At 42.2% G+C, this 23,285-nt stretch carries 22 protein-coding genes; 12 read left to right on the top strand and 10 right to left on the bottom strand.

Annotated elements, in window-relative coordinates; translation table 11 throughout:
• Positions 1-268: 268 nt before the first annotated feature.
• The gene (gene yhfH / locus M3197_RS02810; RefSeq protein ID WP_081760271.1) at positions 269-391 is read left to right on the top strand and encodes a protein YhfH; all 123 of its coding nucleotides are present in this window, start codon (positions 269-271) and stop codon (positions 389-391) included.
• Positions 392-1,163: 772 nt separating this feature from the next.
• Here yhfH and hemY read toward each other — a convergent pair.
• From hemY to hemE, 3 genes are read right to left on the bottom strand one after another with little or no spacing between them, the layout of a single operon-like run.
• A complete protein-coding gene (gene hemY / locus M3197_RS02805; protein WP_251658487.1) occupies positions 1,164-2,585 on the bottom strand; it encodes a protoporphyrinogen oxidase in 1,422 nt (473 codons plus the stop codon).
• Positions 2,586-2,610: 25 nt separating this feature from the next.
• Complete coding sequence (hemH, locus tag M3197_RS02800; RefSeq protein ID WP_251658486.1) at positions 2,611-3,540, bottom strand: ferrochelatase; 930 nt, start codon at positions 3,538-3,540, stop codon at positions 2,611-2,613.
• Positions 3,541-3,556: 16 nt separating this feature from the next.
• A complete protein-coding gene (hemE, locus tag M3197_RS02795; protein WP_251658485.1) occupies positions 3,557-4,606 on the bottom strand; it encodes a uroporphyrinogen decarboxylase in 1,050 nt (349 codons plus the stop codon).
• 232 nt (positions 4,607-4,838) lie between these two features.
• Here hemE and M3197_RS02790 point away from each other — a divergent pair, with 232 nt between their 5' ends.
• From M3197_RS02790 to M3197_RS02780, 3 genes are all read left to right on the top strand, one after another.
• Positions 4,839-5,360, top strand: a complete 522-nt coding sequence (locus tag M3197_RS02790) for an antibiotic biosynthesis monooxygenase family protein (RefSeq protein WP_251658484.1) — start codon at positions 4,839-4,841, stop codon at positions 5,358-5,360.
• A gap of 105 nt (positions 5,361-5,465) precedes the next feature.
• On the top strand, positions 5,466-6,629 hold the full coding sequence (locus tag M3197_RS02785) for a M20 metallopeptidase family protein (protein ID WP_251658483.1): 1,164 nt from the start codon (positions 5,466-5,468) through the stop codon (positions 6,627-6,629).
• A 182-nt stretch (positions 6,630-6,811) separates the two neighbouring features.
• Positions 6,812-7,360 (top strand): competence protein ComK, encoded by a 549-nt coding sequence (locus M3197_RS02780; RefSeq protein ID WP_251658482.1) that lies wholly within the window; start codon positions 6,812-6,814, stop codon positions 7,358-7,360.
• Here M3197_RS02780 and M3197_RS02775 read toward each other — a convergent pair.
• The 4 genes from M3197_RS02775 to M3197_RS02760 form a co-directional block, all read right to left on the bottom strand.
• A complete protein-coding gene (locus M3197_RS02775) occupies positions 7,329-7,688 on the bottom strand; it encodes a YhjD family protein (protein ID WP_251658481.1) in 360 nt (119 codons plus the stop codon). The two genes, M3197_RS02780 and M3197_RS02775, sit on opposite strands and share 32 nt — an antisense overlap.
• A 127-nt stretch (positions 7,689-7,815) precedes the next feature.
• The gene (locus M3197_RS02770) at positions 7,816-8,439 is read right to left on the bottom strand and encodes a Cif family virulence factor (protein WP_251658480.1); all 624 of its coding nucleotides are present in this window, start codon (positions 8,437-8,439) and stop codon (positions 7,816-7,818) included.
• 61 nt (positions 8,440-8,500) lie between these two features.
• The gene (locus tag M3197_RS02765; RefSeq protein ID WP_025785977.1) at positions 8,501-9,175 is read right to left on the bottom strand and encodes a response regulator; all 675 of its coding nucleotides are present in this window, start codon (positions 9,173-9,175) and stop codon (positions 8,501-8,503) included.
• A 20-nt stretch (positions 9,176-9,195) separates the two neighbouring features.
• A complete protein-coding gene (locus tag M3197_RS02760; RefSeq protein ID WP_251658478.1) occupies positions 9,196-10,353 on the bottom strand; it encodes a sensor histidine kinase in 1,158 nt (385 codons plus the stop codon).
• A 147-nt stretch (positions 10,354-10,500) separates the two neighbouring features.
• Between M3197_RS02760 and M3197_RS02755 the strand changes: the two genes are divergently transcribed.
• On the top strand, positions 10,501-11,133 hold the full coding sequence (locus tag M3197_RS02755; RefSeq protein ID WP_251658476.1) for a YigZ family protein: 633 nt from the start codon (positions 10,501-10,503) through the stop codon (positions 11,131-11,133).
• Positions 11,134-11,298: 165 nt separating this feature from the next.
• The gene (locus M3197_RS02750) at positions 11,299-12,378 is read left to right on the top strand and encodes an LCP family protein (protein WP_251658475.1); all 1,080 of its coding nucleotides are present in this window, start codon (positions 11,299-11,301) and stop codon (positions 12,376-12,378) included.
• Between the two features lie 102 nt (positions 12,379-12,480).
• On the opposite strand, the gene M3197_RS02745 is transcribed toward M3197_RS02750, so the two are convergent.
• Positions 12,481-13,524, bottom strand: coding sequence for a glycosyltransferase family 4 protein (locus M3197_RS02745; RefSeq protein WP_251658474.1), 1,044 nt, complete (start codon positions 13,522-13,524; stop codon positions 12,481-12,483).
• A 250-nt stretch (positions 13,525-13,774) separates the two neighbouring features.
• On the opposite strand from M3197_RS02745, the gene secA2 reads away from it, so the two are divergent.
• Complete coding sequence (secA2, locus tag M3197_RS02740) at positions 13,775-16,153, top strand: accessory Sec system translocase SecA2 (protein WP_251658473.1); 2,379 nt, start codon at positions 13,775-13,777, stop codon at positions 16,151-16,153.
• On the top strand, positions 16,150-17,052 hold the full coding sequence (locus M3197_RS02735; RefSeq protein WP_251658472.1) for an accessory Sec system S-layer assembly protein: 903 nt from the start codon (positions 16,150-16,152) through the stop codon (positions 17,050-17,052). The genes secA2 and M3197_RS02735 overlap by 4 nt, the downstream gene beginning before the upstream one ends.
• Before the next feature lie 245 nt (positions 17,053-17,297).
• Here M3197_RS02735 and M3197_RS02730 read toward each other — a convergent pair whose 3' ends face one another.
• Positions 17,298-17,990, bottom strand: coding sequence for a glucosamine-6-phosphate deaminase (locus M3197_RS02730; RefSeq protein WP_251660060.1), 693 nt, complete (start codon positions 17,988-17,990; stop codon positions 17,298-17,300).
• 303 nt (positions 17,991-18,293) lie between these two features.
• Between M3197_RS02730 and M3197_RS02725 the strand changes: the two genes are divergently transcribed.
• From M3197_RS02725 to M3197_RS02715, 3 genes are read left to right on the top strand one after another with little or no spacing between them, the layout of a single operon-like run.
• Complete coding sequence (locus M3197_RS02725) at positions 18,294-18,437, top strand: cytochrome c oxidase subunit 2A (RefSeq protein WP_251658471.1); 144 nt, start codon at positions 18,294-18,296, stop codon at positions 18,435-18,437.
• Between the two features lie 27 nt (positions 18,438-18,464).
• Positions 18,465-18,965, top strand: a complete 501-nt coding sequence (locus M3197_RS02720) for a cytochrome c oxidase subunit II (protein WP_251658470.1) — start codon at positions 18,465-18,467, stop codon at positions 18,963-18,965.
• Between the two features lies 1 nt (position 18,966).
• Positions 18,967-20,634: a b(o/a)3-type cytochrome-c oxidase subunit 1 gene (locus M3197_RS02715; RefSeq protein ID WP_251658469.1), complete on the top strand. Its 1,668-nt coding sequence runs from the start codon at positions 18,967-18,969 to the stop codon at positions 20,632-20,634.
• A gap of 49 nt (positions 20,635-20,683) precedes the next feature.
• Here M3197_RS02715 and M3197_RS02710 read toward each other — a convergent pair whose 3' ends face one another.
• A complete protein-coding gene (locus tag M3197_RS02710; protein WP_251658468.1) occupies positions 20,684-22,576 on the bottom strand; it encodes a putative bifunctional diguanylate cyclase/phosphodiesterase in 1,893 nt (630 codons plus the stop codon).
• A 205-nt stretch (positions 22,577-22,781) separates the two neighbouring features.
• Here M3197_RS02710 and M3197_RS02705 point away from each other — a divergent pair, with 205 nt between their 5' ends.
• Entirely contained in the window at positions 22,782-23,132 is a 351-nt protein-coding gene (locus tag M3197_RS02705) for an SCP2 sterol-binding domain-containing protein (RefSeq protein WP_251658467.1), read from the top strand.
• Positions 23,133-23,285 lie beyond the last annotated feature (153 nt).

Raw genomic sequence — 23,285 nt, 5'->3', positions numbered from 1 at the left:
TCTAACATAACTTGTAATGATAGGGACAAGTGTAGCCTACAGCTGTTCGTGAATAAATAGACTTATGCTGTCATATGAAGATAGAACCATTTTTCTAAATTGTTAAAAAATTATTGACAGTCGACCATCTGTTATAATACACTATGAGTAACAAGTCGAAGTGCTAGTACAAAGGAGCTGAAGAGCAAATTTTTTTGTCGCCTCTGTTGCATAACACTCGTCACTGGACAAGGTAGTACTACTACAAATTGAATGGAGCGGATGAGAAATGATTGAAAACGTTGTAGAATTTTTTAAGAATTTGCCTCCGAAACAGTGTGTTACTTGCGGTGAACAGATGGAAGAACAACATGAGTGCTATCAAACAAAATGCCCATCGTGCTCAGAATAACGAGCTGCTGTTATAGGTTAGATTGATTGGCTGTCACAGGACGTCAGTACATACTGGCTTCTGAGGCAGTTTTTTTGTGGGAGTGGGAAAGATTAGACTTTGTTGATTTCTGCTTCGGATGGACGCTTTCCGCGGGGCTTGATTTCAGCCGCTTCCTTCGCTTTGCTCCGTCCAGGGTCTTCAATCTTCCCTGATCCCTCAGGAGTCGCCATCCTACGCTGAAATCTACGTATTATTGTTAACTTTAGTTGTTCCCATTGTCATAATAAGTCCATGAGGATACTCCCTCCATATCCCCCTCATAATAATCAAGCGAAGCGCTACCAATTTATCCTTTAAATTTTGGGAATTGTGTCCCGTTATCGAGAAATTCTGCTAGGTGTCGGAGAAATATTCTGGGGTGATGGAGAAACATGCTCTTGTGTCGGAGAAATCTCTCGAAGTATCGGGGAATCACTGCGGACTGTCAGTGAACACAGAAATGATGACGTGCGACGGGATAGCCCTTCACTAAACAAGCGAAGCGCCACCAATTAATCCCTTTAAGTCGTTGAATTGTGTACCGTTATCAAGAAATTACGAGATGTGTCGAAGAAACCACACGAAGTGGCGGAGAATTCCATAAGTTTGATCGAGAACCCCCCATGAGTGATCGAGAATCTATGCTGAGTGTCCGACAACGTCCAAAACCGCCATTTTAACCTGACGAGCAAACAAAAAAACCTCACACATGCCAAAATAGGCTGGGTGAGGTCTTTCAGATTAATCAATTTTAGCGAGTCAATCGCTGCATGACGCTTTCCGCTGCTGCTTTTCCTTGGTCGATGCAGTCTGGTAAGCCGACTCCTTCATAAGATGCGCCTGCTAGCTCAATATCTGGAAATGCGGTGCGTAATTGTTCTTTGGCGTCTGCAATGAGTTTTTTATGACCGACCCGGTATTGCGGACGATCATCTTTCCAACGTGTGACGATGGAGAACTCAGGATCTTCATTAATTTCAAAGATTTTTCGCAAATCCGCTAGAACGATTTGTTCAATTTCATCATCCGGTAAATCGACGATGGCTTCTTCGCCGATCCGTCCGACGAATGCACGCAATAATACTTTACCGTCAGGTGTCGTAGTCGGCCATTTACGGTTCAACCACGTGCAAGCGGTAATGGAATAGTCGCCACTCCGTGAGACTAGGAAGCCTGTTCCTTCCTTATCTTGGACAACAGCACTTTCCGGGAATGCGAGCGTTATCGTCGCAACGGATGACGTTTTAATCTCTTCCAGCTCTTGCAAAATCCCATGCGGCTCGAATAATTGACGAGCGACTGCATGTCCCGTAGTGAGGATGACTGCATCCGCTTCGATAACAGAACCTTCATTGAGGGTTACGAATGTCCGACCCTCTTCTTTTTCAATTCTCTCGATTCGAACGCCTTTGATGAAATTCACCTCAGGCAACTGTTCTTCCAGAGCCTCCACAATTGTTTCAAGTCCATTACGGAATGTGTGGAATGCGCCTTCTTTTTTTGCAGCATGCCCTTTGTTCGGTAGTTGTTCAGGCTTTGGTTGTGTTTTCTTCATGCCTAGGATGAGGCTTCTGTGTTTTTCTTCTACGCTGACAAATTGCGGGAATGTCGATTCCATGCTCATGTGGTCAATGTCACCCGCATAGACTCCAGAGAGTAACGGTTCAATCAGGTTATTCACGACTTCATTTCCGAAACGACGTCGGAAAAATGCACCTAATGACTGATCGCCTTTAATATCAGAGCGGGGTAAGAAAATATCCCCTGCTGCACGAATTTTACCTGTCAATGAAAACAGATTACTTTTCAGGAAAGGTCCGATTTCTGTCGGAACTCCCATAATCGAACCACCCGGAATTGGATGCAATTCATCATTCAACAATACATACGACTGTCCTGTTGCATTTTTCACGAGCTGATCGGCGATACCGAGCTCTTGTGCAAGACGGTCCATACTTTTTTTTCGTATCAAAAAGGAATCTGGACCGCGTTCTATAATATAGCCGTTGCGTCTGACAGTTTGGATCTTACCACCAAGTCGGTTAGTTGCTTCGACAAGAATAATATCGATGGGAAGATTCTGCTCACGGATTTGTTGCTGCATGTAGAATGCAGCAGATAGACCCGTGATGCCGCCCCCCGCAATGACAACTTTTTTACGCTGTTCGTCCATTGCCTTCACACGTCCTTTTCAAAACTTACTGGTTTACTTTTTCAATCACTGCATCTGCAACAGCTCCGATAAAGAGTGGATCTGTATTTGGCATTGCAGGTCGGTGGTACGCTGCGCCGATTTCATCGCAGACCACTTTACATTCATAGTCGTTGTCAAAAAGTACTTCTAAGTGATCTGAAACAAAACCTACTGGAGTATAGACAAATGACGTGTACCCTTTTTTCTTGTTTAATTCACGTGTTAAGTCTTGTACATCTGGCCCAAGCCATGGCTCGCCTGTCTGTCCTTCACTTTGCCATCCGACAGCGTATTCCTTCACATCTGCTGCCTCTGCAAGTAGTTTTGCTGTTTCCTCTAGCTGGTCTGGGTAAGGATCACCAGCTTCGCGAATTTTTTGTGGGAGTGAGTGTGCTGAAACTACAAGTACTGACTTTTCGCGTTCTGCATCGCTCATACTGTCGAAGGTTTCACGAATCTTCTCTTCCCAATACTTTAAGAACTTCGGTTGTTTGTACCAGCTTTCAACAGAAGTGATGGAAATCCCGTATTTATCCGCTTCTTCTTTCGCACGTGTATTGTACGATTTCACAGAGAATGTTGAATAGTGAGGAGCCAGGACAACAGTTACTACCTCTTTGATTCCGTCTTTATCCATCTGCGCCACGGCTTCTTCAATGAATGGCGTAATGTGTTTTAGACCAATATATAGTTTGAACTCAATCTCATCTTGAGCCTGGTTCAACGTGTCACAAAGTGCTTGTGCTTGACCTTCAGTGATGTGAGCAAGTGGAGAAATTCCACCGATTGCTTCGTAACGATTCTTCAAATCTTCAAGTTGCTCCGGTGCAGGTTTACGTCCGTGACGGATATGTGTGTAGTACGGCTCGATGTCCTCTTCCTTGTAAGGTGTACCATAAGCCATTACTAAAAGTCCCATTGTGCGTTTTCCCATGTCAATCACCTCAAGTTTAGTTTTTAGTTGCGCGTAATTCCGCACTGTACGTGTGAATCAGTTCAGTTAGTTTTTTCAGCTTGGCAGGTTCGATTTCTGGGAATACTCCATGCCCCAAGTTAAAGATGTGGCTGCCGTGTGCAACCCCTTGTTCAATAATCACTTTTGCACGTTCTTCAATGACGGACCAATTCGCCAGCAATAGTGTAGGGTCAAGATTCCCTTGTAGTGGTTTTGTTAATCCACGTTGTCCTGCTTCTTCTATCGAGAGTCTCCAATCTAGACCGACGACATCAACAGGAAGCTCATGCCACTCGTTCGCTAGGTGACTTGCACCTACTCCAAACGTGATCAAAGGAACATTCAATTTGCGTAGTTCTGTGAAAATACGTTCCATTACAGGTTTAATGAAAATACGATAGTCGGATACATTCAAGGCTCCTACCCAAGAATCGAACAGTTGAATCGCTGACGCACCTGCTTTGACTTGTGCAGTGACGTAGGTAATCATTGTGTCCGCAAGTTTGTCCATGAGCGCGAACCAAGCTTGAGGCTCGGATACCATAAACGCTTTTGTACGTGCATAATTTCTTGATGGACCTCCTTCAATCATGTAGCTCGCAAGTGTGAAGGGAGCTCCTGCAAAACCGATGAGAGGTACATCTAATTGTTCTTCGGTTAGGATTCGAATCGTTTCAAGAACAAATGGAATATCATCTTCAGGATTCATCGCTGTCAATTTCTCGATATCCGCGACTGATTTAATCGGATTCGAAATAACCGGCCCAATTCCAGCTTTAATCTGAACATCGACGCCCATTCCAGGAAGTGGTGTGACAATATCTTTATATAAAATTGCAGCATCTACGCCATATTGGTCGACTGGTAATTTTGTAACATAGGCACACAATTCAGGTTGGTGCGTAATCTCTTCAAGTGAGTACTTTTCCTTGATTTTCCGATATTCAGGTTGCGATCTTCCTGCCTGACGCATATACCAAACCGGTGTGTGATCAATATGTTCTCCACGGGCAGCTCTAAGAAGCGTATCATTTACTATTGTCATGAACAAATTCCCCCATTCTCTTTCTACCGAACTGAATTATGAATTTCACGAGTAGCTTATCGTTTTCAATATAGACGTAAACTGTTGGGATGTATAGCAATATACACCCATTGTCATAAATTTGTGCCACATTCCGTCATTGTTTTGACATCGTTTGTTTTAGGAGCAGGATTCGGGGAAATAACTGAAGAAGAGTATTATTTGGTTAAACTAGCCAAGGAGGGTACCAATTATGAAAAATTTATACATTACACGAGGCACTCCAGAATTCATGGAGAAGGTCAAAGAGAAATATGCAGGAGAGAATATGATTTTAATGCACGGTAGTGGGTCTTCTCAGCTGCTACACGAAACCGCAGGAAAAACGGTTTTTCAAACACCGCAGCGATATGAAGTCCTCGAAGAAATGGGGCAACTTCAGGAACATGGATTTTTTGCACTTAACAATATATCCGTTTCCGATGAAGGGAAACCCATTTTTGAAGAACGCTTCAAAAAAGATCATTTAGCTATGAAAGACACTTCAGGTTTTATCGCTTTCCGATTACTACGATCCATCGATTCAGATACGTATATCATTTTAACAGAGTGGGAAGATAGCCAATCATTCGATTTGAATAAGAACACCCCTTCTTTTTCAGCTGCATATGATACTACAAAAAGGGATATCGTCGCTGGTCCTTCCATTCATATCTTCTCAAGTGCACCTTATATTACATTATTTAGTTCACTCCAAAATCATGATTCAGAATGATAATTCCAGAGAGGCCTTGTGCCTTTCTTTTTGTTATCAAACAATTGCGAGTTCGAAAACACACTGATATACTGGATACCATATTCGAAAAAGGAGATGTCTTTCATGAATGAAAAACTTTTTACACTACTCGACAACTCTTTTGATGACATGGTTGACGTGCGCCGTTACTTGCACCAGCATCCAGAAGTGTCATTCCACGAGACCAATACAGCACAATACATTCAAGATTTCTATAAGAAATTAGGCGTAGAATTTAGGAGTAATGTTGGTGGAAACGGTATTGTTGCTCGTATTGAAGGTAGCAAACCTGGCAAAACAGTTGCACTTCGAGCTGATTTTGATGCACTACCGATCCACGACCAAAAAGATGTTCCTTATAAATCAACCGTCCCTGGTGTTATGCACGCTTGCGGTCATGATGGCCACACTTCCACACTGCTTCACCTTGCTAAAGCAATGAATGAGCTAAAAGATGAACTTGCTGGTACATATGTCTTCATTCACCAACACGCTGAAGAATATGCTCCAGGAGGTGCTATTTCTATGATTGAAGACGGTTGCCTGGACGGTGTGGATGTTATTTTCGGTACTCACTTATGGTCAATGATGGAACCGAACACAATTCAGTACGTAAGCGGTCCAATTATGGCAGCCGCAGACCGTATCGAAATTACAGTTCAAGGTGCTGGTGGTCATGGTGCTTCTCCGCACCAAACTAAAGATGCAATCGTGATTGCTTCCCAACTCGTCACTAACTTCCAGCAGCTTGTCTCTCGTCGTGTCGATCCGATTGAGTCCGCTGTTCTATCAATTGGCTCATTCGTATCTGACAATGCGTTCAACATTATCGCCGATCAAGCAGAGCTCAAAGGAACCGTTCGAACGTTTTCTCCTGAAATTCGCGATCTCATGGAATCAGAGATCCATAGAATCGCTGAAGGAACTGCGCTTATGAACAACTGTGAAATCAGTGTCACATATACGCGCGGCTATCCAGCTGTCGTAAATCACGAAAAAGAGACAGCATTTTTGCGTGACGTTGCCAAAGAAGTCCCAGGAGTAAAAGAAGTAGTTCAAACCATCCCTCAAATGGGCGGCGAAGATTTCGCTTACTACTTGGAACAAGTTCCTGGAACGTTCTTTTTCACAGGTGCACAACCTGAAAACGCATTTCCTCATCATCACCCGCGATTCGACTTTGATGAATCCGCAATGCTAACTGCTGCCAAAACACTCGGTGCAGCCGCTCTTGCTTATCAAAACTAATAAAATAACCATCTACTCTGCAACTCTGCTACATGTCTTGCTGCCCTTTTCACGAAAGGTCGTCAAGTTGTGGCAAGTTCAGAGTTTTTTTACTTTTTATAATTATTTCATTTTAACTGATTGCTTTCCAATATTTATCCTATATAATAGGAGTTATTACTTATTGAGTAGGAGTGACTTGAATGCATTCACGAAAAAATGCGGAGAATTACCTCATCAATTCCGATACGTTTGTGTTACAACCCATTCGTGAGGACTACAAATTAACGACTCGTGTAATTGAGCGCAATGCCGAATTTGAACTTCCTAAGAAGCCGATTCAAATTGTCAAAAAAACGTGTGAACTTTATGGAGCTTCATTAAAAACTCGTACACTAACTGCGCGACACGCTCTAGGCAATCGCCATAAAACACCTATTGTTGTGGCACATGCATTTGATACTCCTTATATCTTTTTGCCTACTATGTCACCGAATGCAGAAGAGAATATTTGGATTTCCTACCAGGCAATTGTTGACTTTCAGGAAGAGAATGTCGGGTGCTCCATTCTACTGGAGAATGGCTATAAAGTGAAAGTAAACGTATCTACTCCGACTATGTGGCGCCAGTTTGCTTTTGCTGCTTTACTTGAACGGGACTTTGCAAAAAAACAATTTTTGTTGCACAGACCTAGAACGTACCTTGCACAAGAAGGTTCGTTTAGATACCCGGTTGTCGAAGATACTGAGTGAGCAACTCTTCCGTTCGATTGCGTAAGCGTACATTTAGGTATCTTCGGCAGTCCTGTTGGTGGTCGTGTACAAAAATATATTCTGTAAAAATATCATCCATTTTCCCCCTCACCACCGATAAATGATTCATACGCAAATATGCAGCCGTATTTCCAAGCTCTTTGTGTACGCGCTTTGCGACATCATCCACGAGCCCCAAGTACGGTTTTTTCAACTTGAATTCCCCCTGCTGTATATGCAATCGATCCCTCTCCAAAATCGTTAATATCATCGGTAAGTAAATCATATTCTCTAAATAGGGAATCACTTCTGTTTTCAAGGCTGTCATTTCTCCACCTCCAATAATCGAACGTTTGTTCTATTTATTATTTTATGACATACTAAGAAAAAATGCAACCAAAAAACAGTGAATTAGAAGGCAAATTGCCATCTAATCCACTGCTTGAAATAGAATTTTATTCTTTTGGTTCCTGATCACCAATGTAGTGAACTGATTTTACTTTCCAGTTGCCATCCTCGTTTGTCATTACTGTTACTTGGCGTCCTATGTTTACATCTTGTTCGCCGCTTTCTTTATCTTTTACTGCGGTTTCCATCGACGTGAATACTTGTGCTTCTGTATCGGAATACTTAACGATTGTAATGTCTTCTGGAGTGCGCGTCAGTACATGGGTAGCAAGCAATTCTTTAGTCGCAGCCCGCTCTTCTTCAACATTATAGCCATCTGCAGAAAGCGTTTCAAGGTACGCATCCACGTCCCCTACATTCAATGTATCGATATATCGACTAAAAGATTCTACAATGGCTATTTTTTGCTCTGCAGGAACGTTGGCCGCTTCTTCAATACTGCCCCCTTCCAGACTGAAGCCTACATCAATGCCATCTTCGCCCGTTTCATCTTTCTTCCCTTCTTTTTCACCACTTTCTTTAACTCCATGGTCAATCGAACCGTTTTCGTTCGTCTGTTCACCATCGTCGATCGAACCTGAATTCTTTTGAGCACTATCATCATCCCCACTGCAAGCGCTTAGCATAAGTGCTAGTGTTACCATTCCGACGAGTCCTGTAATTTTCTTCATATGCCTTCTCCTTTCATAACAAAAGGACCATCCGATTGGAGGTCCTTTTATAAATACTGCATTACTTCACTTCAACCCAACCGTTTTTAATTGCTGTGACAACTGCTTGTGTACGGTCGTTCACGTTCATTTTTTGTAAAATACTTGAGACGTGGTTTTTTACAGTCTTTTCTGAGATGAACAAAGTCTCTCCAATTGCCCGGTTGCTTTGGCCATCCGTCAACAATTGCAGTACTTCACATTCCCTCTTCGTTAACAGATGCAAAGGTCGGCGTATTTCGTGCTGATGGAATGAGCCTTTATGTTCTCGTTCGCTCAATCTGCGATATTCTGTTACTAAATTATGCGTTACTTTTGGATGTAAATAAGATCCGCCAGCTGCTACAACTTTAATAGCCTGAACAATTGCATCTGCATCCATTTCTTTCAACATGTATCCAAGTGCGCCCGTTTTAAGCGCCTGAGAAACGTATGATTCATCGTCATGAATGGACAATACGATGACTTTCGCATCGGGATATTTGGTCATGAGTTGTTCAGTTGCTTCAATCCCGTTCATTCGTGGCATATTAATATCCATAAGAACTACATCCGGATTATGCTCTTCGTACAAAGTAAATACTTCGCTACCGTCATCTCCTTCTGCTACAATTTCGAACGTATCTTCAAACGCCAAAATACGTTTGACTCCTTCGCGGAATAATTGATGATCATCTACTATTAAGATTTTTGTCATGTTCGTTCCCTCCAAAGCCTCTATTTGCCTATACTATCAGAATTAATCGGAATTTTAAAGAACACGCTTGTCCCTTTACCAACTTCTGAGGTGATTTTAAAATCGCCTTTCAACAAGTCAATGCGTTCCTTCATCCCAATAATCCCGAATGATTTTTCTTTCACTTCGTTTTGATCGAATCCTGCTCCATTATCTTTTACAATTGCATTCATCGTCTCACGTAACCATTCAACTTTCACCCATATATCACGACTATTCCCGTGCTTAATGGCATTAGTTACGGATTCTTGAACTAAGCGGAACACCGCAATTTCAAAACTCGACTCGAAACGGCGGTCTTCTCCAATACTCTGAAAGTGAATACGAACATCAGGTTCATATTCCATAAGCGTGGATAAGTACTTTTTCAATGTTGGCACCACGCCGAGATCATCAATCGCCATAGGGCGAAGATCATAAATGATTCGCCGTACTTCATATAATGAACTTCGTACCATTTCTTTTAAATCCTTAAATTCCTCAAGTGCTTGCTTAGGACCTTTTTGCTCATATACTTTCTCGATGAGTCCAGAACGAATGAGCACGCTGGCCATCATTTGAGCAGGTCCATCGTGAATCTCTCTTGAAACCCGTTTACGTTCTTCCTCTTGTGCTTGAATGATCCGAATCGCAAAGTCCTGCTTATGCCTGGCTGTTTCTAGTGCTTCACCCACGTCCTTCAAATCTGAAGTTAAGTAAGTGACAACTGTGGATACTTGGTTGACGAGCTGATCCGCCCGTTCAATCGTCTCCAACAGTTCCGCTAGGCGACGATCCAGGTCATCCCGTTGAATACGTAATTGCTTTTCTTCCATTCTGTTTACGGACAGCCTAACAAGAAGGTCATTTGCAACCTCATAAGCCTTCCTCACTTCTTGTTCCGAATAATTCACAAAGTTCTTCGAGACATCAGCAAGCCTTCTGCGTGAGTGACGTGTCATTTCTTCAAGGTAATCACCCTCGGTTATTACCCGGGAAATATCTTCCTTAGCAAGAATGAGCTCGCGTTGCATGGATTCAAAACTTCGACGGCTTTGCTCACTGATCATAAAGATGTCGTTTTTGGACTGATCCATTACATTCACCATGCTATCGAAGATACCTTCTAGCTTTTGAATATCAATTGCCGCCTTATCCATTGTTCACACTCCCACCAATGCTAAAATCTCATTGTAGAATCCATAGGCTGTTGCGATTACATTGGATTCACTATACACTTTATTTAGTATAGCATCTTAATGCCCATTACATATTAAAATTGTATTACAGATTGAGGAGGTCTTGCAATGAGAATGGACTATAAGACCGTAAAACAACAAAGTGAATCGGAAATCGTCATCAATAAATCTCGATTCATCACTTCCGTAAAAAGAACAGAAACTGAACAAGAAGCTCTTGAATTCATCCAGGAAATAAAACGAGCACACCCTTCTGCTAACCATAATTGTTCCGCTTATTTAATAGGTGAACACGATCAAATTCAAAAAGCGAATGATGACGGAGAGCCTTCAGGTACAGCAGGTGTCCCAATGCTGGAAGTACTAAAAAAGCAAGGTTTAAAAGATACAACAGTTGTTGTCACTCGTTATTTTGGCGGTATCAAACTCGGTGGTGGCGGCCTCATACGTGCATATGGACGTTCAACTTCAGAAGGAGTTGCAGCATCCGGTACAGTAGAGCGTGTCCTTCATAGTACTATATGCATTACAGTCGACTACACGGCGCTTGGAAAGGTGGAAAATGAAGTTCGACAATCCGAGTGGCCACTTGAGCATATTGAGTACGGTGAACAGGTAGCGTTATTTATATTAGTGCCCATCTCAGACGTAGACCTATTCCATACTTGGGTTGCAGATTTAACGAACGGGCAAGGTCAGATTAGTGAAGGTGAACATAAGTTCTTGGAGTTTTCTGTCTAAAAAGGTGTACGCGATTTCGTAAAGATAGTATACTGTTGATAATTGCAATTTTCTTAGGTAATATACCTATTCGACAGATATTGCCGTCGCCATCATTTGACAGCATCTACTAGCACGGCGATGGAGTTCGACATTTAGGATTGATTAATGGAGGCTAAATAAAACATGAAACGAAAAGAATATAAAAAAGCCAAAAGAAAATCTTCAAAAACGCGACTTGTTTTGAAGATAGGACTTGTGATGACGATTGCGGCTTTTTTAACAGTTGCAGCCTACGGAGTCACTCTTCATAAGAAGGCTGAACTCGCTGCAGATAGAGCCTATGAGCCAATCCAAGACCGTACTGGCCGAACAACTGTAAAAGATGACAAAATCAAACCCGCGAAAGACAATGTCTCGGTGTTATTGATCGGTGTGGATGACAGTGATGATCGACAACAGGGGGACAGCAACAGCCGAGCGGATGCATTGCTCGTAGCTACGTTGAATCCGAAACAAAAAACGGTAAAACTGCTAAGTATCCCTCGTGATTCTTACGTTTACATTCCAGAAGTGGATTATAAAGATAAAATTACACATGCGAATGCTTATGGTGGAACAAAGGCAACGATTGAAACTGTAGAAGAAATGTTGGACATCCCGATCGACTACTATTTGAAAGCCAACTTTAACGCGTTCATCGATGTAGTGGATGCACTTGGTGGAGTCGAGGTCGAAGTTCCTTATGAACGAATTGAAAAAGATGAAACAGATGCAGGGACAATCCACTTAATGCCAGGTCTTCAAGTACTAGATGGTCGTCATGCACTTGCACTTGCTCGAACACGTAAACTGGACAGCGACATCGAGCGAGGTAAACGACAGCAAATGATTATTCAGGCGATGATGGACCAAGCGAAATCTCCTACCGCTATTACGAAATTTGGTGATGTGATTGATGCACTCGGAGATAACATTAAGACGGATATGCAGTATAAAGAGATGTTGTCGTTCTTAGAGTATGCAAAAGGCGGAATGCCATCCGTTGATACGCTGTCACTTGAGGGTGATGATGATTGGACGACAGGTGTATACTATTGGAAGTTGAACGACAAAGACCTTCAAAAGACACAATTGATTCTACAATCACACTTGGGATTGATTTCTTCTCTAGCACCTAATGTAGATGATGACTCTTCCACAAACAGTAAAGAAAGTACGAACCGTGTCGTTATCTCGCCATCAGAGGATGAAAACTCTAATTAATGATCTAGCAAACGCGAAAGGAAACCATTCCTTTCGCGTTTTAACTTGATTTCAATATCAAAAAGGCTGTCCCGGGTTAAATACCTGGGACAGCCTTTAAAATTATTTTCCTATCATACGAACTAGGTTCAATATAGGACGGTAATTTGTACCGGCCAGGCCGATGATTTCCACAAATAATTCGATAGCGAGTAAGATGACGAAAAGTAACAAAATCGCTCCCCATACAGTCGCTTGTGAGAATAATACTGCCGCGATTCCGAAAAGAATGGCGATACCGTAAATGACGAGAACGGTTTGTCGATGTGAGAACCCAGCACGCAACAAGCAATGATGCAAGTGAGATTTATCCGGCGCGGTAATCGATTGTTTCATCCGAATACGTCGAACAATCGCGAAGAATGTATCGGAAATTGGAACACCAAGCATAATAATAGGAATAACAAGTGACACGACGGCGACGTTTTTAAATCCTAGTAGTGCCAGTACAGAAATCATAAATCCTAAGAACAATGACCCTGTGTCCCCCATGAAGATTTTTGCTGGGTGGAAGTTGAACAGTAGAAAACCAAGCGAACTTGCCGCAAGGATCGCTGCGGTAACAAGTACGAATGTATTCCCCATGATGAGCGCCATGACGGAGATGGAGATAAGCGCAATTGTCGAAACACCTGCAGCAAGTCCATCAAGCCCATCAATCAAGTTAATGGCATTCGTCACTCCGACAATCCAGAGAATCGTAATGGGGATGCTCAAGTATCCGAAGTCAATTTGTCCGAGAAAAGGTAAGTTAATAAAATCAATTTGTAAGTCTCCAACAGTCATTACCACAATTGCTGCAACTAGCTGTCCTAATGCTTTTGCTTTCGCTGTAATTTCCAACATATCATCGAAGAACCCTATTGCAATGATAATTACAGCTCCTATTAAAATTCCTGCTGCATGCTCATCTTTAGGCAAAAGTATGGCATAACCGATTAAAAAAGCTCCAAATATCGCAAGGCCGCCAATACGCGGCATAACCGCAGCATGGACTTTGCGGTAATTCGGTCTATCAACCGCCCCAATTCGGAACGCGAATTTTATGACAAGTGGAGTTAGTATGATGGCGCCGACAAATGAGGCTGCCATTGCAAGGAATAACATGTCCTTCCTCCCTGTAGAACTCAATTTTAGTTAAAGCCTACCGTATTATAACATGCTCACAGAAAGAAAGCACTCTGCGAAACAATTTTTCTATGAGATAGCAAAACGATTAGTTACCAATACCCTCTCTTGGCAAGGATTAAGCCTGTTATTCAAAACGTTCTTTCACGCACTTCTAGTTTTTTCCGCTCTTGTTTGATAAAATAGAGTCGTGTCCGTTGAATGGACTATATAAAGGAGCGTTAACTATATGCTATCCATTTTTAAACGATCAAACCAAACCAGTGATCGACAGCTTAAGAAATATCGAAAAATTGTTGATCGTATAAATAAATTAGAAGCGAGTTTTACTGAATTGTCAGATGAGCAACTTGCTGAAAAAACACTTGGATTCAAAGAACGCCTTGCAAATGGCGAAACTGTCCAATCCATTATCCCTGAAGCGTTCGCAGTTGTACGTGAAGCCTCAAAGCGTGTTCTACACATGCGTCATTTCGACGTTCAGCTAATTGGTGGCATGGTGTTAACTGAAGGTAATATTGCAGAAATGCCTACCGGAGAAGGAAAAACACTTGTCGCATCCCTCCCTTCTTATGTACGTGCTCTCGAAGGTAAAGGCGTTCACATCATTACAGTAAATGACTATCTAGCCCGTCGTGACTTCGAACAAATGGGACAAATTCATCGATTTCTCGGTCTTACTGTCGGACTGAATGTACCGATGATGCAAGGTCTTGAAAAGAAAGAAGCGTATGATGCGGATATTACATACGGAGTTGGTACTGAATTCGGTTTTGACTACTTGCGAGACAACATGGCGCAGCACATCAGCCAAAAAGTACAACGACCATACCATTACGCGATTATTGACGAGGTTGACAGTGTGCTGATTGACGAAGCGAAAACTCCATTGATTGTTGCTGGTAAGATGCAAGCAGACGCAGATCTGCATATGATTGCAGCTCGTCTAGCGAAACGATTTGAACAAGGTGTTGACTTCGACTTTGATGATGAAACTAAGTCCACATCGTTAACTGAAACAGGTATTGAGAAGGTGGAAAAGGCGTTTGGTGTGGATAACTTATATGACCTTGAGCATCAGACACTCTATCATTATATGATTCAAGCGGTACGTGCCTATGTTATTTTCAAACGCGATGTTGACTATATCGTACGGGACCAAAAGGTCGAATTGGTCGATATGTTTACCGGAAGGATCATGGAAGGACGGACATTGTCTGATGGTCTTCACCAGGCGATCGAAGCAAAAGAAGGTCTTCCTATCACCGACGAAAACAAAGCACAAGCCCAAATTACGATTCAAAACTATTTCCGCATGTACCCAAGACTTTGTGGGATGACGGGTACTGCGAAAACGCAGGAACGAGAATTCAGGGAAGTCTACAACATGCAAGTGATCCAAATTCCGACAAACCGACCTCGTCAACGTGTGGATCAAGAAGACGTTGTCTTTAAAACGATCGACCAAAAATACAAAGCAATGGCAAAAGAAGTCGCCGATCGCCACAAAGTTGGACAGCCTGTACTTGTCGGGACAACTTCTATACTGCAATCAGAAAAAGTTGTCGAGTATTTAGATGAACACAAACTCGATTATAATTTGTTAAACGCAAAAAGTGTCGAGCAAGAAGTCGATTTAATCTCCAATGCTGGTCAAAAAGGACACATAACAGTTGCGACGAATATGGCAGGGCGAGGAACCGATATTGTACTTGGCGATGGAGTAGAAGATTTAGGCGGGTTGTTTGTGCTCGGTACTGAAAAACACGAAAGCCGACGCGTCGATAACCAGTTGCGAGGACGCTCAGGTCGTCAAGGCGACAAAGGGGAATCACAATTCTTCCTATCCCTTGAAGATGATATGTTTAAGCGATTTGCAAAAGAGGATATCGAGAAGTTCGAAAAGAAAATCGAAACCGATGATAACGGCCAAGTACTCAACAAAGACGTCAATGAGCTGACAGAGCGTACACAACGTATTGTTGAAGGTGCTCATTACTCGATGCGTGAGTACAATTTGAAATTGGATGATGTGATAAACGACCAACGTAACGTATTATACGGGCTACGCGATAATGTATTAGAAGGTAACGATGTGAATGGACTTTTACAAACGATGCTGAAAGAGACGACCGAGTTCGTTGTATTCGACAGTTGTCCTGAAGGCGAAACTCCCGATCAATGGGATTTCGAGCAAATTGAGCGGACGATGAACTCCTTGCTTCGTACGTCAGTTGAACTTCCACATACATTCGAAAAACCAACGCAAGTTATCAAGTTCTATCAAAATCCACTTGATGAATTGGTTGATTACATCCAATCCTTTGAGGATAATGAGGAAGTAAACCAACTTATTCCACAAGTGATGCTAAGTCATATCGACACAATGTGGGTCAAGCACCTTGAAGTAATGACAAGGTTAAAGGAAGGAATTGGACTTCGCTCATATGGACAGGAAGATCCGATGCGAATTTATCAGCGCGAAGGATTGGAACTTTTTGGGAAACATTATCAAAAGTTACGCCGAGATATCGCTTTAGAAGTCATTCAATTCATGAAGATCTTAACAGAACAGCAGGAACTACACTCACAGGAGGTTAACTCATGAAATTTCTTTCATTGTTTAAAAAGACCGAAAAGACAGGCAGCGAAAGCACAATCGGCTCTGAAGAACTAATGGCTGGTACTGGTGGCCCAGCTAGTGATGAGGATATCGAAACAGCGCTATCCCTACACCCTTCATGGAATTTGCCGCAAGAACAGGAATACGTTTTCCGTTTCCTTGCGAACGAACTCGAAACTCTTAAGCCAAACCAAATTTCTTTGTCTGGTATCGATATTGACATCGAACCAGCAACTGGTGAATTTTTGGTCAAAGCATTTTTCCGTTCATCTCTAGACCAGACAATTACGATTGGTGAAGTTGAATTGATGCTTATGGATGAAGAAGGCAAAACACTTGGTTCTCAACAATTTGACTTGAGCGAGCTTGGCGAAATTGCTCCACGTAGCGCACGCCCTTGGGTATTCGTCTTTACAAAAGACAACCTATTCGTTGAAGAGCCTCCTAAAGAGAACTGGAAACTTGCATTCAACGTACAGTCCATGGTTCCTCACAAGTTAGAACTTGAAGAATCTTGGGAAACAAGCCTTCCAGCTGAGCAAAAAGCAGCACTTGAAGAGGTTGTCGGCAACTTGCCGAAGTTGAAACCACGTGAAGTGAACATAGCTGGATTCCAAGTCGGGAAACAAGAGGACGGAAGCATTGCAGCGTCTGTATTCATCCGTAATGGCCACTCGAAACAAATTAATATTGAGAAATTACCACTAGAACTAATCGATGCAACAGGTGAGGTCGTGGCAAGCGGTTCGTTCGACATAGGTTCACTTCCCGTGAATGCGAATACAACTAAGCCTTGGACATTTGTGTATCCAACAGAGATGGTTTCAAAAGACGAGCCAGATTTCTCTCGCTGGACAATCCGTGTTCCTCAGCAAAATGCATAAAGAATCGATTCCCCGTACAATTTCGTTTGTGCGGGTTTTTTGTGTTCAATAAATCTACTCCCCTCCTATTCATCTCGTTGAATTGTCTCCTGTTAACGAGAACTGTACGCTGTGTCGGAGAAATTCCAATATGTGATGAAGAAATCCTTTATTTGTCCGACAACTACCAAGTTCTGATTGAGAACCTACTCTCTCCCCCAAAAAAAGACTGCCCGAGTGGACAGCCTTCCCTCAAACATCTTCTATTATAATTTCAAATCTGTAATCACAATCACATCAGGGTGATCCAACAAATAAGTCACTGGCCACTCCGTTGTCACAACTCCTTCGAAGAGTTTTTCAAGAGCAGGACGTTTTTTCTCGCCGAATGCCGCCACGATAAGCTTTTTGGCTTGCATGATTGAAGAAATCCCCATTGTTAGAGCTGTCACTGGCATTGTTTCATCTTCCGTAAAGTACTGGCTGTTCACTGCAATTGTCGATTCCGTAAGTTCGACAACATGCGTCACGGATTCTGGAGATGTACCGGGTTCGTTGAATGCGATATGACCATTCTCACCAATTCCGAGGAACTGGATATCAAGAGGATTTTCCTTCAATAGTGTTTCGTAGCGCACGCATTCGGCGTCTAGATCTTCAGCCATCCCGTTTTCAATATGAGTTTCTTTAAATGGCTTCTTTGAAAATAACAATTCGTTCATGTAATACGCATAACTATTTTTGTGCGTTGCTGGAATCCCAATATATTCGTCAAGGTTAAATGCGATCACATTCGTGAAGTCAAGGTCCGATTCCGTCATTTTTTCATATACCGGCTCCATCGTACTTCCTGTCGCCAGTCCTAGCACATGTAAATGTCCTGCTTCTAATTCCTTTTGGACTAATTCGCATATCTTTTCTGCGCCTTGCTCTTTACTATCCACCACAATTGTTTGAATGTTTTCCATGACCATCAACCAACTTTCTTATAAAAGTTTACTTCATTTATTGTAAAGCGTTGTGACACCTTGGTCAACAAACACACTATACTCAAGCCATTCCCTAATCTATCTGCCCTACACATGTACTTTCTTTTTCCCCATTCATTTGTCAAAAATGTGGTGAGTCTATGAACAAAGTGTGAACTTCCTATTCACTACGAAAGTATTAGGGAATTCCCTAGTATTTTAATTTCTCAGATTCAATATGATAAAAGTAGTTCTTATAGAGTAAACAAACACCCATTAAAGGCGGTGAGTGAAATGACAAAAAAGCACGTTAGCAACAAAGTTCCTACACCAGAGGTATCATCCAATTTAAAAGGAACGTTCATCATGGTTATGATTCTCGGTTTTCTAATGGTTGGTGCATGGTTTGGCGCATATTGGCTTTTCATTTCAAGATAACGAGACAAGAAGAAGGAGGCAGAGATTATGCACCTGCATAAGTATGAGAAGGTTTGGCTCACGTTTGGCATGGCATCATTAATTATTTTTCTTTTAGTTATAGGATTTGCAGCGTTTTGGAAAGGGACTCATCCACAGAGTCACTTGGAAACAATTGATCAAAATAACGTGGAAGCACACGATTCGTTTAAACCTGAAAACTTGGGCCTGACAGAAGTCGCAGACGGTAAATATAAAGTCAACATTGTCGCATCCGCATTTAACTATGATTTCGGTGTGGACAAAGATGAAAAACCAGTCAAAACCATTCGTGTTCCACAAGGATCCACCGTTCTCTTTACAATTACATCAAAAGACGTAGTTCACGGGTTCCAAGTAGCTGGAACGAATGTCAATATGATGGTTGAACCTGGTCATATTAGCCGTTATGAAGCGGTTATGAAAAATAAAGGCGAGTTCACAATTGTCTGTAACGAATATTGCGGCATCGGTCACCACCAGATGTTCGGAAAGGTAGAGGTGTATTAATATGGACGGAACAGAAAATAACCTTCGCTTATTCCCTAAAAAAGATGCACGACTCTACATGTCATTCATGTATGTCACGTTTGTTTCATTGCTCGTCGGTGGACTCATGGGTCTCCTTCAGACATTTGTCCGGTCTGGAAAGTTCACACTTCCCTTCAACATTAACTACTATACGATACTAACGGTTCACGGTGTGATTCTTGGACTTGTATTGACAACATTCTTCATCATCGGATTCCAGTTTGCACTCATGGGGAAAACGGTCGGAATTTCGGATAAACAACGGAACGTCGGTTGGATTTCATTCTGGATGATGCTCGTCGGTACAGTCATGGCCGCGGTTACAATCCTAGTTGGCCAAGCTAACGTATTGTATACATTCTATGCACCACTTGCTGCACATCCCGCATTTTACATTGGTCTTGCACTCGTAATCGTGGGAAGCTGGATTTCCGCATTTACAAACTTCCGTCAGCTGTATGTATGGAAGAAAGCTCACAAAGGTGAAAAGTCACCGTTACTTGCATTCATGGTAATCATTAACATGCTTATGTGGGTCATTGCATCCCTCGGTGTCGCGGTTTCAGTAGTTATTCAGTTCATTCCTTGGTCACTCGGGTATACAGAAACCATTAACGTGCTCGTCAGCCGTACATTGTTCTGGTACTTCGGTCACCCGCTTGTGTATTTCTGGTTGCTTCCAGCATATATGGCATGGTATGCAATCATCCCGAAAATCATCGGCGGAAAACTATTCAGTGATTCACTTGCCCGTCTAGCATTCATCTTGCTGTTGTTGTTCTCGATTCCAGTCGGGTTCCACCACCAGTTGACAGAGCCAGGTATTGATCCGACTTGGAAATTCATCCAAGTAGTACTTACAATGATGGTGGTTGTTCCTTCACTGATGACCGCATTCTCGATTTTTGCGACGTTTGAAATTACAGGGCGCAAAAAAGGGTTCAGCAGTCTCTTCGGTTGGTTCAAAAAATTACCATGGGGCGACGTACGATTCTTCGCACCATTTGTCGGAATGGTCGCTTTCATCCCAGGGGGAATTGGAGGTATCATCAACGCGTCTCACCAGATGAACGCACTTGTCCACAATACAATTTGGGTAACAGGTCATTTCCACTTGACAGTTGCGACAACCGTTCTTTTGACATATTTCGGGATTGCGTATTGGCTCGTCCCTCACTTAACAGGACGTCGTTTAACGAAGCAAATAAACAAACTTGGAATCATCCAAACGATTATCTGGACAGTAGGAATGACGATTATGTCGACAGCGATGCATATTCAAGGACTCCTTGGCGGTCCACGACGTTCTGCGTACTCACAATACGCAGGTGGTGAACAGGTTGATACTTGGATAGGCTATCAGCTTGCTCAGGCTGTCGGTGGAACAATTTTATTCATCGGTATCTTGCTTATGATCTATATCTTCATTAAGTTGACATTCTTCGCACCTCGTGGCGTAGAAGAATTCCCGATTGCCGCTGAGGATGAAGATGCTCAAGCCACACCTAAAATTCTTGAAAACTGGTATTTGTGGGTTGGCATTACGATTGCACTTATCGCGTTTGCGTACACGATCCCTATGATCGATATTATCAAGCACTCTCCTCCTGGATCCGTCCCATTCAAATGGCCAATTGGAAGAATGTAAAAAAGATCCGGATTGTAAGCGACTTTGCTTACAATCCGGATCTTTTATTTTAAGCTGGGGGTATGGGTAAGTATAGGAATGGAAATCTTGGTGACGCAAGCAGCCAACTATTCAATTCCTCGATAGGCACCGGTTTACTGAAATAATACCCTTGAATTTCGAAACAGCCTAGCTCCTCTAATTTTTTCATCTGGCCAATAGTTTCTACTCCTTCCGCTACTGTGTGCATGTGAAGGCTCTTCGCAAGCGTTAAAATCGCACGGACAATTGCACGACTTTTCGGATCATTTTCGATATCTGTAACAAACTGTCGATCAATCTTGACTTCCTGTATTGAAAAGCGTTGTAAGTAAAGGAATGCCGAATACCCCGTTCCAAAATCGTCAATGGAAATAGGAAAACCCAAGTTCTGGACTTTTTGTATTTGCAGTTCTACTATCTTGGAATATTCAATGGCAACATTCTCGGTGATTTCTATAATCAGTTTTGCAGGGTCGATGTTATATTCCTGTATACAACTGTAAAGAAATTTTGGAAATTGATAGTGTAGGAAGTGTCTAGGTGAAATGTTGACGGAAATCGTCAATGCCCCTAAGCCCTTCTGCTCCCAACTTTTTAACTGCTGACACGCCTGACTCACTACCCATTCTCCAATTTGCGTGATGTGGCCAGTCGTTTCAGCGATTTCAATGAACGCAGCAGGTGACAACAGACCCTTCTCAGGGTGTTGCCATCGAATGAGCGCTTCGACTCCCGTCACTTTGTGAGTCACACTTTCAACTTGAGGTTGGTAAAACAGACAAAACTCGTTCATGTCCAACCCTTTTCCTAAATTCATCTCCGAATGCATTTCCTCTTCCCACTGTTCATACATAAGGGGTTCATAGACCGCGCGAGTCTTTCGATTCCCCATTTTCTGAGAGGAATCGAGTGCGATTTTAGCGGCCTGAATTCCTTCATACGCATCGGTTACATGTTGCGGATAGAGAGACACCCCGTAACTAAACGTCAAGAATAGCTTCTGGTCACTAATCATTATTGGATTACGTAACTCCGAAAGAATTTGCTCCATGGTATTTTCATCTTTTTCATGATCACTACTGTGTTCAGTAAATATGATGAAATGATCAAAAGCGATTCGCGCAAAGATTGAACCCTCTGGGAAAAGTGATCGTAGTCTAATTGCTATTTTTTTCAAAGATTCCTTTGTTCCTTCTTGGCCAAGTACACTTTGAATCGAAGTGAATTGATCAATTTTCATGTAAAGGAACGCTCCGAAAAGCTCTTTTCCTGTCTTATGTATCTTATCATTCACTTTTTCGATGAACGCATTTTCATTGTCGATGCCTGTTAATAAATCCGTATAGGCTAATTCGTGAACTCGATTTTCCATTTCTAATCGATTTAGCCGATCGAATACAAAAGACAACATATCTGCAAAAGCTGCAATGAATACTTCGTCCAATTTCGTCCAGTTGCGTCTTTTTACTGTTTCACAGCAAAGAAGCCCTCCGATTCCTCGGCTCATAATGATGGATGCATCGAGTAAAGAAGTAATCGGAGTGTCAACGAGATAATTACTCGGTAGGGATTGAAAGGCTTCGTTTGTAGTGATGTCATCCACCGAATTGACCCGTTGACTAGTAATTGCTTCAAAGTATAACTTGGCATTATAGAAATTGAGTTCACGAACGATAGGAATAGCAATTGAATCAGCAGCATAAGTCAAATGCTCAGTTAGGGCAGTTTGATCGTCATTAAACAACCAAATACTCACCCGATCAGCCCTCATAATCATTGCAATATTTTCGCAAAGCTCGTACAAAACAGTTTTCATGGATTGGGGAGTAAGCTCCAATTGCTTCGCTTGCTTAAATAATTGCTGTTGCTGTTCCTGCATTCTCGATATGAATTCTGTAAGTTCTTCCTTAGACCTTTTCATGCTCAAGCACCACCTCAAAAGGATTTACTAGCGGTATCACCTGTGCTTACATGACTGTTCGAGTTATAGCTACTATTACTCTAACCTATAATTCGACAAATTAGGACATTCACCTTTAAAGTTTTCAGTAAACTCTGCGCATTTTACCCGGGTAGTTTGCTATACTGATAATGAGCCACTATTCATTTTTAGGAGGTTGGAAAACTTGGTAATCGAACATGAAAAAGATCTTCAACAAACATGGAAAGAAATTGAGCGGCAACTGAACGATCATTCCGCTCCTATCCAAGGGTTGGATGTAAGTTACGGTTTTAATTTGTCTGGGGATGAAGAGGGAAATTATGTATTACTATTTGCAAATAATAAAGCAAGCGTCACTTCAAAAGAGACCGCCGAGGCAGATTGTACGTTGACGATGAAGGTCGAGGATTTCTACAAACTGCTTGCTGGAAAATTGAACACAACGACTGCGTTCATGATGGGGAAACTTAAAGTAAAAGGTAGCCTGGGGCTTGCGCTCAAACTGGAAAATATTTTGACACAGTACCGTTTCTAATCTCTTCTTAATTATTTATGATACAACGTATAAATGTTGAATTTATTTAACGTTACACTTTTGATTGGAGCGAAAGGCTGCGACTCCTGGAGGATAAGCGAAGATCGAAGACCCTTGACTGAGCAGAGCGTTAGATGCATATCTTTGCAATAA

This window comes from Sporosarcina aquimarina (assembly GCF_023715615.1).
GTDB lineage: Bacteria > Bacillota > Bacilli > Bacillales_A > Planococcaceae > Sporosarcina > Sporosarcina aquimarina_A.
This window is presented reverse-complemented; position numbering and strand designations above follow the sequence as displayed.

Coding starts and splice junctions, on each gene's coding strand:
- yhfH (WP_081760271.1), top strand. CDS start 269: ATGATTGAAAACGTTGTAGAATTTTTTAAGAATTTGCCTCCGAAACAG.
- hemY (WP_251658487.1), bottom strand. CDS start 2,585: ATGGACGAACAGCGTAAAAAAGTTGTCATTGCGGGGGGCGGCATCACG.
- hemH (WP_251658486.1), bottom strand. CDS start 3,540: ATGGGAAAACGCACAATGGGACTTTTAGTAATGGCTTATGGTACACCT.
- hemE (WP_251658485.1), bottom strand. CDS start 4,606: ATGACAATAGTAAATGATACGCTTCTTAGAGCTGCCCGTGGAGAACAT.
- M3197_RS02790 (WP_251658484.1), top strand. CDS start 4,839: ATGAAAAATTTATACATTACACGAGGCACTCCAGAATTCATGGAGAAG.
- M3197_RS02785 (WP_251658483.1), top strand. CDS start 5,466: ATGAATGAAAAACTTTTTACACTACTCGACAACTCTTTTGATGACATG.
- M3197_RS02780 (WP_251658482.1), top strand. CDS start 6,812: ATGCATTCACGAAAAAATGCGGAGAATTACCTCATCAATTCCGATACG.
- M3197_RS02775 (WP_251658481.1), bottom strand. CDS start 7,688: ATGACAGCCTTGAAAACAGAAGTGATTCCCTATTTAGAGAATATGATT.
- M3197_RS02770 (WP_251658480.1), bottom strand. CDS start 8,439: ATGAAGAAAATTACAGGACTCGTCGGAATGGTAACACTAGCACTTATG.
- M3197_RS02765 (WP_025785977.1), bottom strand. CDS start 9,175: ATGACAAAAATCTTAATAGTAGATGATCATCAATTATTCCGCGAAGGA.
- M3197_RS02760 (WP_251658478.1), bottom strand. CDS start 10,353: ATGGATAAGGCGGCAATTGATATTCAAAAGCTAGAAGGTATCTTCGAT.
- M3197_RS02755 (WP_251658476.1), top strand. CDS start 10,501: ATGAGAATGGACTATAAGACCGTAAAACAACAAAGTGAATCGGAAATC.
- M3197_RS02750 (WP_251658475.1), top strand. CDS start 11,299: ATGAAACGAAAAGAATATAAAAAAGCCAAAAGAAAATCTTCAAAAACG.
- M3197_RS02745 (WP_251658474.1), bottom strand. CDS start 13,524: ATGTTATTCCTTGCAATGGCAGCCTCATTTGTCGGCGCCATCATACTA.
- secA2 (WP_251658473.1), top strand. CDS start 13,775: ATGCTATCCATTTTTAAACGATCAAACCAAACCAGTGATCGACAGCTT.
- M3197_RS02735 (WP_251658472.1), top strand. CDS start 16,150: ATGAAATTTCTTTCATTGTTTAAAAAGACCGAAAAGACAGGCAGCGAA.
- M3197_RS02725 (WP_251658471.1), top strand. CDS start 18,294: ATGACAAAAAAGCACGTTAGCAACAAAGTTCCTACACCAGAGGTATCA.
- M3197_RS02720 (WP_251658470.1), top strand. CDS start 18,465: ATGCACCTGCATAAGTATGAGAAGGTTTGGCTCACGTTTGGCATGGCA.
- M3197_RS02715 (WP_251658469.1), top strand. CDS start 18,967: ATGGACGGAACAGAAAATAACCTTCGCTTATTCCCTAAAAAAGATGCA.
- M3197_RS02710 (WP_251658468.1), bottom strand. CDS start 22,576: ATGAAAAGGTCTAAGGAAGAACTTACAGAATTCATATCGAGAATGCAG.